The sequence below is a fragment of the Streptomyces sp. NPDC088812 genome (assembly GCF_044750285.1).
GTDB lineage: Bacteria > Actinomycetota > Actinomycetes > Streptomycetales > Streptomycetaceae > Streptomyces.
In genome coordinates this window covers 1-1422 of record NZ_JBIVJP010000076.1, presented here as the reverse complement: position 1 = coordinate 1422, position 1422 = coordinate 1, and the positions used below count along the sequence as shown (strand labels likewise).

The window sequence follows — 1422 nt, the reverse complement described above, 5'->3', positions numbered from 1 at the left end:
TGGTCTTCGACGTTCTTGCGGGGCAGTTGCTGCGCGGCAGCCTGGTCGTTCAGAACGGCTTTGACTTGGTTGCGCACGGCGGTGACGAAGGCTGGGCTGAGGCGGATGGTCTTGTAGTGCTCGGCGACGGCGTCTTCGACGTGGTCGATCGACGAGTATGGGGGCTCTTCGGACATTCGGTGGGGGTGAGGCTCGCCGGGTGAGGTTCGGCGGGTAGGGGTCGAGGTCCCCGAGGATCAGTAGCGCCAACTGCTGCTCCAACCGAGGACCTCGACGTGTCTCACGATAGTTCGGGGTGCGCTGACGCGTGCTCCGCCGCCTGCCCGTGTTCCCGCTGCGACTTGCTGCTCGGCCTCGATGGGGTCCATGTCGAGGACGTTGACCGCCGTGACGGGCTGCTGATCGTGACCGTCTCGAGCCCGGCGGCACCGACCGGCTGCCCGTCGTGCGGGGTCGTCGCGACCGGCCGCGGACGTCGCCGACGGGTGCTTCATGATGTGCCCGGCGTGACGCGGGTGCGGATCGTGTGGCGGCAGCGGGTCTGGCGGTGCGACGAGGTGGGATGCGTGCGACGGACGTTCGTGGAGCAGCTCCCGGGTCTGGTGGCCCGGCGCGGGTCGATCACCACGCGCGCCGTCGGCTGGGCGATCGGGCAGCTGCGCCGCGAGCACGCCACCGTGCACGGTATCGCCCGTCAGCTCGGAACGTCGTGGAAGACGGTGTGGCGGGCCGCCGAGCCCGAGCTGGTCAAACTGGCTGAGGACGAGTCCCGGTTCGAGAACGTCACCACCCTCGGCGTCGATGAGCACATCTGGCATCACGTCGACCCCCGAAAGCGCGGCCCGAAGGAGCTGACCGGGATGGTCGATCTCAGCCGCGACAGCACCGGAAAGACGCGGGCCAGGCTGCTCGACCTCGTGCCCGGCCGCTCCGGGAAGGCCTACGCGTCCTGGCTCGCCGAACGCGGCGAAGCGTTCCGGCAGAACGTGAAGGTCGCAGCTCTTGACCCGTTCGCCGGCTACAAGACCGCGATCGACGACAAGCTCGAAGACGCCACGGCCGTGCTGGACGCGTTCCACGTCGTCAAGCTCGGCACCGCCGCCGTCGATGAGGTCCGCCGCCGCGTCCAGCAAGACACCCTCGGGCATCGCGGTCGGACCGGCGACCCGCTCTACGGGATCCAGACCATCCTCCGCGCCGGCGCCGAGAACCTCACCGAGAAGCAGCGGACCAGGCTCGCGGCAGCGATCGAGGCCGACCCCGCGCACGACGAGGTGTTCGTCGCATGGCAGTGCGCCCAGCAACTGCGTTCCGCCTACCACCAGAAGGACCTCGCCGAGGGGCGGCGGATCGCCGAGAAGGTCGTCGACACATTCCACACCTGCCCGATCCCCGAGATCGCCCGCCTCGGCCGCACCCTCC

At 69.5% G+C, this 1422-nt stretch carries 1 protein-coding gene; it reads left to right on the top strand.

The genetic code is table 11. From position 1 onward, the window contains the following. Positions 1-275 precede the first annotated feature (275 nt). Positions 276-1422 (top strand): ISL3 family transposase (locus ACIP67_RS43300; protein WP_401700233.1); only part of this gene is annotated, 1147 nt, incomplete at its 3' end.